This window comes from Paraburkholderia sp. Ac-20347 (genome assembly GCF_017104805.1).
GTDB classification, from domain to species: domain Bacteria; phylum Pseudomonadota; class Gammaproteobacteria; order Burkholderiales; family Burkholderiaceae; genus Paraburkholderia; species Paraburkholderia tropica.
Map to the genome: position 1 here is coordinate 1 of NZ_JAAGPN010000186.1, position 15,974 is coordinate 15,974.

The following is a 15,974-nucleotide window of genomic DNA, read 5'->3' on the forward strand; positions in this document are numbered from 1 at the left end:
TGCAAGCCTTCGAGGTGGGGGCAGACGTGCGTGACGCGTTCATGAATCACGCCGAGGCTGTCGACGCCGCACAACGCGCCGCGACGGTCACCGCCACTGCGGCCGCATTCGCGCCGCGCGCCGAAGCGCCAGGCAAATTCTTCGCCGATCTTCCGGCGCTCGCGCGTCTGCGTCTGGCCGGACTCGGCATCGCGCACGCGAGTGGCGGCGACATGTGCACATTCACAGATCGCGAGCGCTTCTATTCGTATCGCCGCGAGCCTGTCACGGGCCGCATGGCCGCCCTGATCTGGATCACGGCTTGAGCGGCATCTGACGCGCCGCATCGTCAGGACAACACGCGCTTCCCTCGCAGTCTTATCGCGGTGGAAGCGCGTTTTTCTTTATCGATTCGAAGATTGAACGATCGCGTATTTTGTTGCGCTGCACCGTAACGCGCGTCATACGAGACGGCATGCGTGGCGAATCGAATTGAGGATGCGCCTCGCGCGTCGCAAGCACTTGCGCGCACGGCGATTTTTTGTGCGCCACCGCATTGCGCCATTACGTTCGCTATTTAAGCGGAGGATTACATCGGGAAAACGATAATAAAAAAAATATCGCAGTGCGGCAAAATCGGGAACAAGCATTGACACGCTTTGCAGTGGGGAGCAAAAATGTCCCTCACCTACGGGACAGGACGCGACGAGGCGCACGGCAGCAGCGCAGCGTTCGCGGCCCACCTGCCTCTCAACCAGTCCTTCGGGACACATCGGTCAAAAGCAGGCATGACGGCATCTCAACGTTCCACGACGGCCCCGGGTGCGGGCGCTTCAGACGGTGCACAGTCTTTCTTTCCGAATTTCACGCCGGACGCGGCCGGTATGCAGCACATGCTCGAAGCGTGGACGCAGGCCTGGCGCAACGCCATGAATGCTGCGCAACAAACGGGCGCGCAGCAGTGGGGCCAGGCGGCTCAGCCGGGCGTAGGCGGCGCGAACGGCGCGGCGGCGAATCCGCTCCATGCGGCCTTCGGCGCGGCGTTCAATCCCACGGCTTTTAATCCTTCTGCGTTCAATCCTGCCGCTTTCAATCCCGCGGCGTTCAATCCGGCTGCGATGAACCCGGGCATGGCTTCACCGTTTGGCGCGCTCGATGCGTTCAAGATGCCCACGGCGTCGATCGAACCCACGCGGCTGCAGCATCTCCAGTCCGATTATTCGCGCGATGCGATGGAACTGCTGCGCGAAGCGTCGGCAGCCACGCCCAAGGCGCCCGAACTCAAGGACCGCCGCTTCAGCGCCGAGGCCTGGAAGGCCACGCCCGCGTATGCCTTCACGGCTGCGTGGTATCTGCTGAACGCGCGCTATCTGCATGAACTCGTCGACGCGCTCGACACCGATGCAAAAACGCGCGAGCGCATCCGCTTCGTCGTGCAGCAATGGACCGCTGCGGCGTCGCCCAGCAACTTTCTCGCGCTGAATCCGGAAGCGCAGAACGCGCTGCTCGAAAGCCACGGCGAAAGCCTGCGTCAGGGCGTGATGAATCTGCTCGGCGACATGACGCGCGGCAAGATCTCGCAAACCGACGAATCGCGCTTCGTGGTGGGCCGCAATCTCGCGACCACCGAAGGCTCGGTCGTCTACGAGAACGCGCTGTTCCAGCTGATTCAATACAAGCCGCGCACGCCGACCGTGCGCGAACGGCCGCTGCTGATCGTGCCGCCGTGCATCAACAAGTTCTACATCCTCGACCTGCAGCCCGAGAACTCGCTCGTCGCGTACGCGCTCGAGCAGGGGCAGCAGGTGTTCCTCGTGTCCTGGCATAACGGCGACGCGTCCATCGCCGACAAGGACTGGGACGACTACATCGAAGACGGCGTGCTGCGCGCGATCGACACGGTGCGCAGCATCAGTGGCCGCGAGCAGATCAACGGCCTCGGCTTCTGCGTGGGCGGCACGCTGCTCGCCACGGCGCTGGCCGTCGCGGCGGCGCGCGGCGAACATCCGGTTGCGTCGATGACGCTGCTCACGGCCATGCTCGATTTCACCGACACCGGCGTGCTCGACGTGTTCGTCGACGAGGCGCACGTGCAGATGCGCGAGCAGACCATCGGCGGCAAGAGCGGCGGCACGCCTGGCCTCATGCGCGGCATGGAGTTCGCCAACACGTTCTCGTTCCTGCGTCCGAACGATCTCGTCTGGAATTACGTCGTCGACAATTACCTCAAGGGCCGCACGCCCGCCGCGTTCGATCTGCTCTACTGGAACAGCGACTCGACGAGCCTGCCTGGCCCGATGTATGCGTGGTATCTGCGCAATACGTATCTGGAAAACAAGCTGCGCGAGCCGGGCGCGCTCACGGTGTGCGGCGAGGAAGTGGACCTCTCGCGCATCGACGTGCCGACGTTCATCTACGGCTCGCGCGAGGATCACATCGTGCCGTGGCGCACGGCGTATGCGTCGGTGCCGCTGCTCTCGGGGCCGCTCAAATTCGTGCTGGGCGCGTCGGGGCATATCGCGGGTGTGATCAATCCGCCTTCGAAGAACAAGCGTAGTTTCTGGAGCTTCGAAACCGACGCCAAACATCTGCCCGACGAGGCGGACGACTGGTTTGGCGAGGCAACGGAGCAGCCGGGCAGCTGGTGGCCCACGTGGGCCGAATGGCTCGACCAGTTCGGCGGCAAGAAGGTCAAGCCGCGCGCGCAGGCGGGCTCCGCGGAGTTTCCGGAAATCGAGCCCGCACCGGGCCGATACGTGCAGCAGCGCGAGTGATACGCGCGCGGGCACGCAAGGAAATTGACGGGTTTTTAACTTGACTGGGTGTGCGTCTCTCGCAGAATCGCGCCGCCCGGAGGAACTGAAAATGACTGAGATTGTGATCGTTTCGGCCGCACGCACCGCGGTAGGCAAGTTCGGTGGCTCGCTCGCGAAGGTGGCCGCGCCGGATCTGGGCGCCATCGTCATCAAGGCGGCGCTGGAGCGCGCGGGACTGAAGCCCGAGCAGGTCAGCGACGTGATCCTGGGTCAGGTGCTGACGGCCGGTTCGGGCCAGAACGTGGCGCGTCAGGCTTCGATCAAGGCGGGTCTTCCGGCGGCGGTGCCGGCGATGACGATCAACAAGGTCTGCGGTTCGGGCCTCAAGGCCGTGATGCTGGCTGCGAACGCGATCATCGCGGGCGACGCCGAGATTGTCGTGGCGGGCGGTCAGGAAAACATGAGCGCGGCGCCGCACGTGCTGCCGGGTTCGCGCGACGGCTTCCGCATGGGCGATGCGAAGCTCATCGACAGCATGATCGTCGACGGTCTGTGGGACGTGTACAACCAGTACCACATGGGCGTCACGGCCGAGAACGTCGCGAAGGAATACGGCATCACGCGCGAAGAACAGGACGCGTTCGCCGCGGCCTCGCAGAACAAGGCGGAAGCCGCGCAGAAAGCCGGTCGTTTCGACGACGAAATCGTGCCGGTCGAAATTCCGCAGCGCAAGGGCGATCCGCTCGTGTTCAAGACCGACGAATTCGTGCGTCACGGCGTGACGGCGGAATCGCTCGCGGGCCTGAAGCCGGCGTTCTCGAAGGAAGGCACGGTGACGGCGGCGAATGCTTCTGGCATCAACGACGGCGCGGCGGCGGTGGTCGTGATGTCGGCGAAGAAGGCCGAAGAACTCGGTTTGAAGCCGCTCGCGCGCATCAAGGCGTACGCGAGCGCGGGCGTCGATCCGAAGGTGATGGGCATCGGTCCGGTGCCGGCGTCGAAGCGCTGCCTGGAGCGCGCGGGCTGGTCGGCGAGCGATCTCGATCTCATGGAGATCAACGAGGCGTTCGCGGCGCAGGCGCTCGCGGTGAACAAGCAGATGGGCTGGGACACGTCGAAGATCAACGTGAACGGCGGCGCGATTGCGATCGGCCATCCGATCGGCGCGTCGGGTTGCCGGATTCTGGTGACGCTGCTGCACGAAATGCAGCGCCGCGACGCCAAGCGTGGTCTGGCGTCGCTGTGCATCGGCGGCGGCATGGGCGTGGCGCTCGCAATCGAGCGTCCGTAAGCGCGGGATACGTTGCAAATGCGGCTGCGAAAGCGGCCGCTTCGCGGTACGCTTTCGCGCTCGAATGCGGCAAGCAGGGAACGGTAAGCAGCAGGACCAGCAACAGCAGACAGAGGCGAGGCCGGGGCCGTCGATCGGCGCTCCGGATAACGATAATGGAGTGTGGTTTATGTCACAGCGTATTGCGTATGTAACGGGCGGTATGGGCGGCATCGGAACGGGCATCTGCCAGCGCCTCGAAAAGCAGGGCTTCAAGGTGGTCGCCGGTTGCGGCCCGAACTCGCCGCGTCGCGTGAAGTGGCTCGAGGACCAGAAGGCGCTCGGCTTCAACTTCATCGCCTCGGAAGGTAACGTGGGCGACTGGGATTCGACGGCGCAGGCCTTCGACAAGGTCAAGGCCGAAGTGGGCGAGGTCGATGTGCTCGTCAACAACGCGGGCATCACGCGCGACGTCGTGTTCCGCAAGATGACGCGCGAAGACTGGACCGCGGTCATCGACACGAACCTGACGAGCCTCTTCAACGTCACGAAGCAGGTGATCGACGGCATGGTCGAGCGCGGCTTCGGGCGCATCATCAATATTTCGTCGGTGAACGGCCAGAAGGGCCAGTTCGGGCAGACCAACTACTCGACGGCCAAGGCCGGGATTCACGGTTTCACGATGGCGCTCGCGCAGGAAGTGGCCACCAAGGGCGTGACGGTCAACACCGTTTCGCCGGGCTACATCGGCACGGACATGGTGAAGTCGATCCGTCCCGACGTGCTGGAAAAGATCGTCGCGACCATTCCGGTGCGCCGCCTCGGCGCGCCGGAGGAAATCGCCTCGATCGTCGCGTGGCTCGCCTCGGAAGAGTCGGGCTTCGCAACCGGTGCTGACTTCTCGCTGAACGGCGGGTTGCACATGGGCTGATCCCGCTCGCCGCGCGCCTGGCAGGGGACGCGCGGCGGCACAGGGGATCGATGGCGGCGGCGCGCCTGTTTGCACGCCGGGGCAGGCTCGCCGCCGGGCTAGACGACGCGCGATGGCATCGGCCGTCGCGCGTTGGCGCATACAAGGGCGACACATGACGACTACAAAGAAAACCGCCGAACGACTGATCAAAAAATATCCGAACCGTCGGCTGTACGACACGGAGACGAGCACCTACATCACGTTGACGGATGTGAAGCAACTCGTGCTCGAGCAGGAGGAATTCAAGGTCATCGACGCGAAGACCAACGAGGATCTGACGCGCAGCATTCTGCTGCAGATCATTCTCGAAGAGGAAAGCGGCGGCCTGCCGATGTTCTCGTCGTCGATGCTGTCGCAGATCATCCGTTTCTACGGGCATGCGATGCAGGGCATGATGGGCACTTACCTGGAAAAGAACATCCAGGCGTTCATCGACATCCAGAACAAGCTCGCCGATCAGTCGAAGAACCTTTACGAAGGCAACGCGATGAATCCCGAGGTCTGGTCGCAGTTCATGAACATGCAGGCGCCGATGATGCAGGGCATGATGACCAGCTACATCGAGCAGTCGAAGAACATGTTCGTGCAGATGCAGGAGCAGATGCAGAACCAGGCGAAGAACATGTTCAGCAGCTTCCCGTTCAAGCCCGCGGAGCCCACGGGTTCGCCGTCACCGGCTGCGCCCGCGCATGGCGCGACCGAAGGCGGCAGCGACGACGAGAAGAAGTAAGCGTATCAAGTGTGGCAATGAGCGTGATTGACCCGGCTCGCGCGTGACGACGCGCCGCCCGGCGTCACGCAGCGTTCGGCTCGCGCAGCGGGCGCCGCAAGGGCGTCCGGCGCTCCGGATCCGGCGCGCGCGGGCGCGATCGAGGCGCACTCGACTCGCGCGGCGCGCGTTCCGCCTGGCGTTTTTCTGTGCTCATCCGCGTTGCGTGTTCGCGCGGCTTGACGCCCCGCGCCTCATCTGACCCCCGCTCGCCTTATCTGCCGCCTTCCCGGGTGCGCCGCTGCCTGTGCCAAACAGGTAAAATGGTGGATTGGCTTGAACATCGCGCGGCGCAACGAACGCCCTGCGCCCCACCTCCGGACGTACACGTGAAAAACCCTGTTGAATCAACGACCTCCCGCAATCCCGCGCCGCGCGTCGGGATGGTATCCCTCGGCTGTCCGAAAGCGCTTGTCGACTCCGAGCAGATCATTACCCAGCTGCGCGCCGAAGGTTACGAGATCTCGGGTTCGTACGACGGCGCCGACCTCGTGGTGGTCAATACCTGCGGCTTCATCGACGAAGCCGTGCAGGAAAGCCTCGACGCCATCGGCGAAGCGCTGAGCGAGAACGGCAAGGTCATCGTCACGGGTTGTCTGGGCAAGAAGGCCAGCGCGAGCGGTTCGAACCTGATCGAAGAAGTGCATCCGAAGGTGCTGGCCGTGACCGGTCCGCACGCCGTCGGCGAAGTGATGCAGGCGGTGCACAGCCATCTGCCGAAGCCGCACGATCCGTTCGTCGACCTCGTGCCGGCCGCGGGCATCAAGCTTACGCCGCGCCACTACGCCTATCTGAAGATTTCGGAAGGCTGCAATCACCGCTGCACGTTCTGCATCATCCCGTCGATGCGCGGCGATCTGGTTTCGCGTCCGGTGGCGGAAGTGATGCTCGAAGCGGAAAACCTCTTCAAGTCGGGCGTGAAGGAACTGCTCGTGATCTCGCAGGACACGAGCGCGTACGGCGTCGACGTCAAGTACCGCACGGGTTTCTGGAACGGCAAGCCGATCAAGACGCGCATGACCGATCTGGTCACGGCGCTCGGCGAACTCGCCGCGCAGTACAACGCGTGGGTGCGCCTGCATTATGTGTATCCGTATCCGAGCGTGGACGAAGTCATTCCGCTGATGGCCGAAGGTCCGTTCAAGGGCCACGTGCTGCCGTATCTCGACGTGCCGTTCCAGCACGCGCACCCCGAGGTGCTCAAGCGCATGAAGCGTCCCGCGAACGCCGAAAAGGTCATGGAGCGCGTGAAGGCGTGGCGTGAAATGTGCCCGGATCTCACGATCCGCAGCACGTTCATCGCCGGTTTCCCCGGTGAGACGGAAGAGCAGTTCGAAACGCTGCTCGACTTCATCCGCGAAGCCGAACTCGACCGCGTGGGCTGTTTCGCCTACTCGCCGGTCGAAGGCGCGACGGCCAACGAACTCGACGGCGCGCTGCCCGACGATGTGCGCGAGGCACGCCGCGCGCGCTTCATGGAAGTGGCCGAGGAAGTGTCGGCGAAACGCATCCAGCGCAAGGTCGGCAAGACGCTCAAGGTGCTGATCGACGAAGTGAACGCCGACGGCGGCATCGGCCGCACGGCGGCGGACGCGCCCGAGATCGACGGCGTGGTCTACGTTGCGCCGGCGACGAAGGCGTCGAAGCGTTACAAGGTTGGCGACTTCGTCTCGGTGAAGATCACGGGCGCCGACGGCCACGACCTCTGGGGCGAGGTCTGAGCGGCATGACGCAAACCGCGCCGCAGATCCTCGCGTACGGCGAGGCGATGGTCGAGTTCAATCAGGCGACGCCGGGCCAGCCGCAGTATCTGCAAGGCTTCGGCGGCGACACCTCGAATTTCGCGATCGCGGCGGCGCGCCAGGGCGCGCACACCGGTTTCGTTTCGGCGGTCGGTAACGACCAGTTCGGGCGTCTGCTGCTCGATCTGTGGGCGCGTGAGGGCGTCGATACGGCGAACGTGCGTGTGAACGCCGACGCGCCCACCGGTGTCTACTTCGTCTCGCACGGCCCGAACGGCCACGCGTTCGACTATCTGCGCAAGGGCTCGGCGGCGAGCCGCTATGCTCCCGGCGATCTGCCGCGCGAGGCGCTGGCCGCCGCGCGCGTGCTGCATCTGTCGGGTATCAGCGTCGCGATTGGCGATGCGGCTTGCGACGCGGCGTTCGCGGCCATCGAACACGCGCGCGCAAGCGGCGTGCAGGTGAGCTTCGACACCAATCTGCGGCTCAAGCTGTGGCCGCTCGCGCGCGCCCGCGCGGTGATGACCGAAGTGCTGCGCGCGACCGACATCTGCCTGCCGAGTTGGGATGACGTCGCCGTGCTGACCGGACTGGATGACCGCGACGCCATCGTGGACCGGCTGCTGTCGCTGGGTTCGCGCGTCGTCGCGCTCAAGCTCGGCAAGGAAGGCGCGTATGTGGCGACGCCCAGCGAGCGCCGCCTGGTGCCGGGCCGCGTGGTCGCCGCCGTCGATGCAACGGGCGCGGGCGATTGCTTCGGCGGCGCCTTCATCGCGCGCATCGTGGCCGGCGACGATCCGTTCGCGGCCGCGCGCTACGCCAATGCGGCGGCCGCGCTGTCGACGCTCGGCTATGGCGCCGTCGCGCCGATTCCGCGCCGCGAAGACGTCGAGCGCACGCTGGCCGACGCCTGAGCGCGCGTTCTTCGCGCTTGCCAGGCGGGCGGCACACGAATCAGGGAGTGTGATGGAAGTATCGATTTCGAAAGACCCGAGCGGCGCGCGCCGTTCATCGAACGCGCCGCGCGCGTGGAGCCTGTTCGCGGCCTGCGTGCTCGCATTGCCGCTCGCGGCGTGTGCGGTGGGCGATGGCGGCGCGAAAGGTGCATCGGCAGGTGCGTCGGCAGGCTCGGCGATCATCAAGGTGCATTCGACGCTCAAGCCGAATCCCGAATTCGCGCACTATCCGCAGTACACCGGCACGCTCGGTAAGCGCGCGATCGTGATGCGGCTGGGCAAGAAGTCCGATCCCGACGATCCGAGCGGCATCCACGGCGAGTATCAGTTCACCGACACGGGCGAAGTGATCCTGATCGCGGGCGACCGCACCGGCCAGACGCTCGAAGCGGAAGAGTCGGACGACGGTACGCGCATCGTCGGCAACTGGGTTGGCACGTTTGCCGCCGACGGTTCTATCTCCGGCGATCGCATGGAAGTCGACGATTCGAATCCGCAGCCGTTCGAGTTGAAGCCCGTGGCGGCAGGCATGGCGGTGCCGTCGGCGGCGAGCCCGGCGGCGAAGGGCGCTCAGGCGGTCAACGGCGTCGGCAATGTGGTGACGGGCGAGTAAGCTGCGTCAGCGGGCGGATTCAATCGCCCTTTGTTCGATCGTGCGTCTCGGCCTGAACGGAACGTGTGCGCGCCACGCGCGTGATGCGCGTGACACGAGGCGCGTCGAGCGCCGTGCGCGGTTTCTTGCGCGCGCCCGTTCGTTTCGATGAAGCAACAGGCTGGCCGTGCAAGGTGGCCAGCCGCGTCAGTTCGCTTTCCAGCGTTGCGCGTTCGCGTTGCCATTGCGCTTCCTGCGCGAGCAGGGCGTCGAGACGGCCCTGCGCGTCGCGCAGTGCATTCGTCTGCTGTGCTTCCTGCGCGCGCGCCGCGCCCAATTCACTCACCAGTTGTTCGTTGCGCTGCTGCGCGCCCGCCGCCAGCGCGTCCGCACGCCTGCGCTCTTCGCGGGCTTCGCTGATCTGCTGCATCATGTGCTTCTGCACGCCTTCCATGCGCTGCGTCGCCTTGTCGAGTTCGGACTGAAAGGCGGCGTCGCGCGCTTCCTGCGCCGACTGCATGGCCGCAATGGCGTGTTCGTGCGCCGTCCGTTGTTCTTGTGCGCGCGTTTCAGCCTGCGTGCGCTCCGCGTCGCGCTGGGCTTCGAGCGCCGCCGCGCGCGTGCCCGCTTCGTTCGCGCGCGCCTCGGCGGCGTCTAGCTGCGCCTTGAGCGCCGCGATCTGCTCGTTGCTCGCGCCGAGTTCCACGTCGCGCAGACGCAGATACTCCAGCGCCTCGTCGCGCGCTTTCTCGGCCTGCGCCGCTCGCGCTTCGGCTTGCGCGCCAGCCTGTTCCAGTTCCCCGACACGCGCGTCGTACACCTTTTCCCCATGCTCCACGGCGACGGTCCACGCGGCCAGCATCGCGTCCGCGACGGAGGGCGGTAGTTGCGAGGCGAGGGCGTCGCCGCGCGTTTTCTCGTCCTTCCATTGCTTGAGTTCGTCGTTGATCGTCGTGCGGCTGCCTTGACGGATTTCCGCGTAAATCAGGTCGACGGTCAGCTCATGCGGTCGTTTTCCGGCGGCGACGAGGCGAGACGCGGTTTCACGCGTGCGCAAACGGGTATCGCTGATACGGGACATGGTGTTTTCGGCAGGAGAGCGGGGGATAGGTCTTAATCTTAATGTATATCCACGTATAACGTTATATGTATAACGATTAAGCATAGAAATTTACGATAACTCCTATAATCGAAAGTATCGATGCTGTACGCTCACGAAATCGCTCGAAACCGCTTGCTCCGTCGATGTCGCAAGAACTCGTAGACCCCGAAGATCACGCCAGCGCCGCCGCTTTCCTCCCTTTGCCCGCCTTGCCGCCCGCGCTCGATGGCCGCGATGGTGTGAACCGGGCGCGCGGCGGCATCGCGCAGACGGCCGCGCGTAACGACGTCGAAGCCGTACGCCTCTGGCTCGCGGAATACGCCGGGTCGCCGCACACGCTGCGCAGCTATCGCAAGGAAGCGGTGCGCCTGATGCTCTGGAGCACCAACAAGCTGGGCAAGCCGCTGTCGAGCCTCACGCGCGAGGATTTCGTGCTCTACGAGCAATTTCTCGCCGCGCCCAGCGCCGACTGGGCCGATCCCGAGCGGCCGCGAAGAGGGCGCGAGCGCCGCCTGTTCGACGGACCGCTCGCGCCGCGCAGTCGCCGTCAGGCGCTCGGCATCCTCGGCGGCCTGTTCAATTACCTCGTTGCGGCGGGCTATCTTGCGGGCAATCCGCTCGCGCTGCGGCGTTCGCGCATGCCGCAAGCCGCGCGCAGCCGCCGCGTCGAGCGCTATCTCGATCAGGCACTGTGGCAGCAGGTGCTCGATGGCATCGACGCCTTCCCGCAAGACACGCCGCGCGAGCGCCAGCATTACGAGCGCTGCCGCTGGCTGATTCGCTTCCTGTACCGCACGGCGCTGCGCGCGAGCGAAGCGGCGCAGGCGCGCGCGGGCGACTTCGAGCGTCGGCGTGGACGCTGGTGGCTGCGCGTGGTGGGCAAGGGCGGCGTGGAAGGCGACGTGCCCGCGAGCGACGAATTGATGGCCGATTTCGCGCGCTACCGCGCCTTTCACGGTTTGCCGGGCATGCCCGCGCCGGGCGAAACGCGCCCTGTAGTGCTGGGCGTCGCGGGCAACGACGAGCGGCCGCTGACGTCCACGGCGGTCTATCTGATCGTGAAGACGGTGTTCCGCCGCGTCGCGGAGCGCCTTGAAGCCGACGATCCGGCCGGCGCCGACACGCTGCGCCGCGCTTCCACGCACTGGCTGCGCCACACCGCGGCGACGCATCAAGCCGACGCCGGCACCGATCTGCGCTACATCCAGAAGAATCTGCGTCACGCGTCGATCGAAACCACCGGCCTCTATCTGCACGCCGACGACGACGCGCGCCACGAACGCACCACCGCCGCCCCGAATATGCCGCCAGGCGACATCGCCCGATGAGACCGCCGCACGCCGGTGTTAATCTTCGGGATACGTCGCGCGCGCCGCCAGCCGGTCCGGCCGCGCGTCTCGCCTTTTGACGCACTAACGACGCATCAACGACGCACCAACGCATCACTCCCGATATGACGAAACCCGACTCCCGCCGCACGGTGCAGACGCAGATCCTGCATCCGCAAGACGATCTCACCCCCGGCTTCGAATCGTTCGCGGCGCCCGTCACGCGCGCCTCGACCGTGGTCTTTCCGGACCTCGCGTCCGTGCGCGCGCTCGACTGGCGCAACGACGCGCAATGGCGCTACGGGCTGCACGCCACGCCCACGTCCACGATGCTCCAGCACCGGATCGCCGCGATCGAAGGCGGCGAGCACGCGCTGCTGCAGCCTTCCGGTCTCTCGGCGATCTCGAACGTCTATTTCGGCCTCCTGAAGAGTGGCGACGACGTGCTGATTCCCGACAACGTCTATTCGCCGAACCGCGATCACGGCGACTGGCTCGCGCGTGACTTCGGCATCACGGCGCGTTATTACGATCCGATGGTCGGCGCGGGCATCGCCGAGCTGATCCAGCCGAACACCAAGCTCATCTGGATCGAAGCGCCCGGTTCGGTGACGATGGAAGTGCCGGACGTGCAAGCCATCACGGCAGCGGCGCGCGCGCGCAACGTCATCACGGCGATCGACAATACGTGGTCGGCGGGTCTCGCTTTCAAGCCCTTCGATCACGGTATCGACATCTCGGTGCAGGCGCTCACGAAGTACCAGTCGGGCGGCAGCGACGTGCTGATGGGCGCGACCATCACGCGCGACCGCGATCTGTATCTGAAGCTCAAATCGGCGCGCATGCGTCTGGGTATCGGCGTGTCGTCGGATGACTGCTCACTCGTGCTGCGCGGCCTGCCGAGCATGAAGGCGCGTTTCGAAGCGCACGACCGCAGCGCGTTCGCGCTCGCGACGTGGCTCAAGTCGCGCAGCGAAATCGCCGCAGTCCTGCATCCGGCCTTCGAGGACTGTCCCGGTCACGCGTTTTTCCGGCGCGATTTCACGGGCGCGGGCGGCCTGTTCTCGGTGGTGTTCGACGAACGCTACAGCGCGGCACAGATCGACGCGTTCTGCGAAGCGCTCGACCTGTTCGCGCTCGGCTGGAGCTGGGGCGGGGCGAACAGCCTCGCGATGCCGTACGACATCGCGTCGATGCGCAGCGCGGCGCAGTGGCCGCATCGCGGCACGCTGGTGCGCTTCTATATCGGCCTCGAAGACGAAGCGGATCTGCGCGCCGATCTCGAACGCGCGCTCGCGACGCTGGCTTGATGGGCGCGTGAATTGAGTTCGCGCGCTCAGTTGGAGCACGCGAACGACAAAGCAAAACGGCCGCTCGCCGTCCCGTGGGACGCGAGCGGCCGTTTCAGTTTGAGCCGTGCCGGGGGAAATTCAGCGCAGCGTTCGTGCGAGTCAGTGCAGCTTCAACAGCCCGTCGAGCCCGACGAAGTTGAACGCGACGCTCGCCGCTTCGCGCACCACCGGCTTGGCGCGGAACGCCACCGACAAACCGGCTTCGGCCATCATCTTGAGGTCGTTCGAACCGTCGCCCATCGCGATCGCGCGGCGCGGTTCGATACCCAGTTGCGCGCAGGTTTCGACCACCGTGCGCGCCTTCACATCCGCATTGACGATCTCGCCGACCACGCGGCCCGTGAGCTTTCCATCGACGATTTCCAGCGTGTTCGCGCGCGTGAAATCGAGACCCAGACGCGCCTTGAGGCGCTCGGTGAAGAACGTGAAACCGCCCGAGACCAGCAGCGTTTTCAGGCCGGCCGCACGTGCGCCCGCGAGCATGGTTTCCGCGCCCGGCGAGAGTTGCAGACGCTCTTCGTAGACGCGTTCGAGCGCGCTCGCGTCGAGGCCCTTGAGCAGCGCCACGCGGCGCGTGAGGCTCTCGTTGAAGTCCTTGATCTCGCCGCGCATCGACGCTTCGGTGATCGCCGCGACTTCGGCTTTCAGGCCGCAGAAGTCCGCGATTTCGTCGATGCATTCGATCGTGATGAGCGTCGAATCCATGTCCATCGCGACGAGGCCGAAATCGGCCAGCGTGCGGCCCGCTTCAACGAACGCGTAGTCGAGCTGGTGTGTGCCGCAGTAGACGTCGAGATCGGGGCGCTGCGCGGGATCGGCGTTGTCGATGCGCAGCGCGCAGGCGTCGATCGGCGTAAGGCGGCTGCCGCGCGCGAGCGCGAGGAGCGGCTTGTGGTGTTCGGCTTGCAGCGGGGCGGGACTCTGGATGACGAGGTTCATGACGTGAGCGGCGCGGACCATGCACGGGCGCCGGATGCCCGAAAACGGCGAAAATCGAAAAAGGGCGCGAAGGCGGGCCTGGCGGCTGCCGCGCGCGGCGAATGAATGCCGGATTGTACCGTTTCGGGGCGCGCGAGCGGCCGCCTCGCGTGTAAGCGTCGAGGCGCGACGGTACGTGGCGGCGCGCGCCCGCGCGGCCCGGACGCCCGATGCGGCGGCGCAATGCGGCCTGGCGCACAGCTTTCAGCGACGAAAGCGAGCTTTCGAGGCACAATGACTGCACGTGCGGCGTCCGACGGGGGCGGCCGCCGCGTGCCGTCAACCGTACGTGTCGCGACTCGCGTCGCGCGATGCGTCGCATGCGCCACCGCGCAAGGGGACCCGGTATGCAGGACGCTCTCAAGGCCGAATCGGCTTCGTCGACATCATCGACACCCACCCGAACGCCGATCGGCGTCCGGGCCCAGGCTCCGGACGCCAGTGCACTGGCCTCGCATCCCGCGTCCACGCCCCGCGCACCGCGTGCCACCGCGCCGCGCACGCGCTCTGGGCGAGCTTCCACCACCGGCGAAGTCGCCGGCATCCGCATCACCCGCGCGCGTCGCGTGATCGACGTGCAAAGCGGCATCCGCAAACTCGACCTCGTACGCTACTACGCGCGCGTCGCGCCCTTGTTGCTGCCGCATCTGCGCGACCGTCCCGTTTCGCTCGTGCGCGCGCCGCAAGGTCTCGCCGGCGAGACGTTTTTTCAGCGTCACAGCGCGCGCGCGCCGATCGAAGGCGTCACCCAGCACGAAGGTCTCGATCCCGGCCATCCGGCGATGCTCAGTATCGATACGCTCGAGGCGCTCGTGCAGGTTGCGCAGATGGACACGATCGAGCTGCATACCTGGAACGCGCTCGCGAGCGACGTCGAGCAACCCGACCGCGTGGTGTTCGATCTCGATCCCGATCCGGCGCTCGGCTGGGACCGCGTGATCGAGGCCGCGCAACTCACGCGCGGCGTGCTCGCCGATCTCGGGCTCGAATCGTTCTGCAAGACGAGCGGCGGCAAAGGGCTGCACGTGATCGTGCCTGTCGTGCCGGGTACGAGCTGGGACGAGTCGAAGGCGTTCTCGCGCGCCGTCGCGCAGCGTCTTGCGTCGGGCTGGCCCACGCAGTTCACGGCGACGATGAGCCCGGAGCATCGCAAGAAGAAGATCTACGTCGACTATCTGCGCAATGCGCGCGGTGCCAGCACGGCGGTCGCGTGGGGCGTGCGCGCGCGGCCCGGCATGGGCGTATCGGTGCCGATCGGCTGGGATGAGCTGACGCAGACGACGGGCGGCGCGCAATGGTCGCTCGCCGAGCTCGATGTGCTGCGCGCACGGATGGCGCAGGTTAGCCGCGCGGATCCGTGGGCCGCTTACGCCGGCGTGCGCCAGGCGGTGACGAGCGAACTGACGCTGCGGCTGGAAGAGGGCGGCGCGTAGCGTGTTCCCGCGCGCCCGTTCGTGTGCTGTCGAACGCGGCCGGGCGCGCTGTTCACGTGCTTACGCTACCGCACGCTTTTTTCGACTTCCGCGCCCGCATCCCAATACGGCGGATCGCCGAAATGCTCGCCGAGAAACTCCACGAACGCGCGGGTTTTCGGCGGCACGAACGCGCGGCTCGGATAGACGGCCCAGATCGCCGTGGTTTCGGCGAGCGGGTAGCTGTCGAGCACGCTCACGAGCGCGCCGCTGCGCAAATGCGGCGCGACATCCCACGTCGATTTGAGTGCAATGCCGAAGCCCGCCAGCAGCGCGTCGCGGATCGCTTCGCCGTTGTCGGTGACGAGTCGCCCGTCCACGCGCACCGTGAGCGGCCCGGCGGGCGTGACGAACGCCCAGTCGCGCTGATCCCCGAGTATCACGCACTCGTGGCGCGCCAGATCGGACGGATGATGCGGCGTGCCGCGCTCCGCGAGATAGGCGGGCGACGCGCAGATCACGCGCCGGTTCACCGCGAGCCGCCGGGCCACCAGCGTCGAATCCTTGAGTGCGCCGATGCGGATCGCGACGTCGATACCCGCGTCGACGAGATCGACGACCTGATCGGTCAAACGCAAGTCGACGCTGACACCCGGATAGCGGCGCAAGAATTCGGCGATCACGGGCGAAACATGCTGACGCCCGAACGACGAGGGCATCGATACGCGCAACCGGCCTTGCGGCGCGGCGTGCGCGCGTCCGACG

At 66.1% G+C, this 15,974-nt stretch carries 14 protein-coding genes; 11 read left to right on the forward strand and 3 right to left on the reverse strand.

Going from position 1 to position 15,974, the window contains the following annotated elements:
- From G3N97_RS27270 to G3N97_RS27305, 8 genes are all read left to right on the forward strand, one after another.
- The coding region (locus G3N97_RS27270; protein WP_205996133.1) for a laccase domain-containing protein at positions 1 to 305 on the forward strand (305 nt) is incomplete at its 5' end.
- Positions 306 to 767: 462 nt separating this feature from the next.
- Positions 768 to 2,753, forward strand: a complete 1,986-nt coding sequence (phaC, locus tag G3N97_RS27275; protein ID WP_205996134.1) for a class I poly(R)-hydroxyalkanoic acid synthase — start codon at positions 768 to 770, stop codon at positions 2,751 to 2,753.
- A gap of 91 nt (positions 2,754 to 2,844) precedes the next feature.
- Positions 2,845 to 4,026, forward strand: coding sequence for an acetyl-CoA C-acetyltransferase (locus G3N97_RS27280; RefSeq protein ID WP_205996135.1), 1,182 nt, complete (start codon positions 2,845 to 2,847; stop codon positions 4,024 to 4,026).
- 169 nt (positions 4,027 to 4,195) lie between these two features.
- Positions 4,196 to 4,936, forward strand: coding sequence for a 3-ketoacyl-ACP reductase (locus G3N97_RS27285; protein WP_065065584.1), 741 nt, complete (start codon positions 4,196 to 4,198; stop codon positions 4,934 to 4,936).
- 154 nt (positions 4,937 to 5,090) lie between these two features.
- Positions 5,091 to 5,708, forward strand: coding sequence for a polyhydroxyalkanoate synthesis repressor PhaR (phaR, locus tag G3N97_RS27290; protein WP_205996136.1), 618 nt, complete (start codon positions 5,091 to 5,093; stop codon positions 5,706 to 5,708).
- A 422-nt stretch (positions 5,709 to 6,130) separates the two neighbouring features.
- Positions 6,131 to 7,468, forward strand: coding sequence for a 30S ribosomal protein S12 methylthiotransferase RimO (gene rimO, locus G3N97_RS27295; RefSeq protein WP_205996143.1), 1,338 nt, complete (start codon positions 6,131 to 6,133; stop codon positions 7,466 to 7,468).
- Positions 7,469 to 7,473: 5 nt separating this feature from the next.
- The gene (locus tag G3N97_RS27300) at positions 7,474 to 8,403 is read left to right on the forward strand and encodes a sugar kinase (RefSeq protein ID WP_205996137.1); all 930 of its coding nucleotides are present in this window, start codon (positions 7,474 to 7,476) and stop codon (positions 8,401 to 8,403) included.
- 52 nt (positions 8,404 to 8,455) lie between these two features.
- On the forward strand, positions 8,456 to 9,058 hold the full coding sequence (locus G3N97_RS27305) for a hypothetical protein (RefSeq protein WP_241030859.1): 603 nt from the start codon (positions 8,456 to 8,458) through the stop codon (positions 9,056 to 9,058).
- Positions 9,059 to 9,077: 19 nt separating this feature from the next.
- On the opposite strand, the gene G3N97_RS27310 is transcribed toward G3N97_RS27305, so the two are convergent.
- On the reverse strand, positions 9,078 to 10,202 hold the full coding sequence (locus G3N97_RS27310; protein ID WP_205996138.1) for a DNA-binding protein: 1,125 nt from the start codon (positions 10,200 to 10,202) through the stop codon (positions 9,078 to 9,080).
- Between the two features lie 80 nt (positions 10,203 to 10,282).
- Between G3N97_RS27310 and G3N97_RS27315 the strand changes: the two genes are divergently transcribed.
- On the forward strand, positions 10,283 to 11,467 hold the full coding sequence (locus G3N97_RS27315) for a tyrosine-type recombinase/integrase (protein ID WP_205996139.1): 1,185 nt from the start codon (positions 10,283 to 10,285) through the stop codon (positions 11,465 to 11,467).
- 125 nt (positions 11,468 to 11,592) lie between these two features.
- On the forward strand, positions 11,593 to 12,777 hold the full coding sequence (locus G3N97_RS27320; RefSeq protein ID WP_205996140.1) for a cystathionine beta-lyase: 1,185 nt from the start codon (positions 11,593 to 11,595) through the stop codon (positions 12,775 to 12,777).
- Positions 12,778 to 12,918: 141 nt separating this feature from the next.
- On the opposite strand, the gene serB is transcribed toward G3N97_RS27320, so the two are convergent.
- Positions 12,919 to 13,758, reverse strand: a complete 840-nt coding sequence (gene serB, locus G3N97_RS27325; RefSeq protein WP_205996144.1) for a phosphoserine phosphatase SerB — start codon at positions 13,756 to 13,758, stop codon at positions 12,919 to 12,921.
- 386 nt (positions 13,759 to 14,144) lie between these two features.
- Here serB and ligD point away from each other — a divergent pair, with 386 nt between their 5' ends.
- The gene (gene ligD / locus G3N97_RS27330; RefSeq protein WP_241030860.1) at positions 14,145 to 15,230 is read left to right on the forward strand and encodes a non-homologous end-joining DNA ligase; all 1,086 of its coding nucleotides are present in this window, start codon (positions 14,145 to 14,147) and stop codon (positions 15,228 to 15,230) included.
- A gap of 65 nt (positions 15,231 to 15,295) precedes the next feature.
- On the opposite strand, the gene G3N97_RS27335 is transcribed toward ligD, so the two are convergent.
- Positions 15,296 to 15,974, reverse strand: a 679-nt coding sequence (locus G3N97_RS27335) for a substrate binding domain-containing protein (RefSeq protein WP_205996142.1), incomplete at its 5' end; no start/stop codon positions are given.